A 351-nucleotide genomic window follows, 5' to 3' on the forward strand; every position below is an offset into this window, starting at 1 on the left:
GAAATCCATGGGGCTGAAAGGCTTTACTAAACAACGTCGATGTGTCACTACCAGGCGCAAGCCTGGACGTCGAGTCATGCCAGATTTAGTAGGCCGCAGATTCACAGCTGACAGGCCGAACCACGTCTATGTAGGCGACATTACGTACCTGCCGTGTAAGGGCGGCAAGAACATGTACCTGGCCACGGTCATCGACGTCTACTCGCGCAAACTCGTCGGCCATGCACTAGCCGATCACATGCGGGTATCGCTGGTTATCGAAGCTTTATCTCATGCCAGGAAAGTCCGTGGAAGCCTTAAAGGGGTAATTTTCCATTCTGATCATGGCAGTGTGTACACCTCACAAGCATT

Annotated in this window: 1 protein-coding gene; it reads left to right on the plus strand. The window is 52.1% G+C overall.

The features are described 5' to 3' along the window. A partial coding sequence (locus HMPREF2807_RS13410) for a DDE-type integrase/transposase/recombinase (protein ID WP_158010528.1) occupies positions 1-351 on the plus strand: 351 nt, incomplete at both ends.

Origin of the sequence: Corynebacterium sp. HMSC074A09 (assembly GCF_001811545.1) — a bacterium.
GTDB classification, from domain to species: Bacteria; Actinomycetota; Actinomycetes; order Mycobacteriales; family Mycobacteriaceae; genus Corynebacterium; species Corynebacterium hiratae.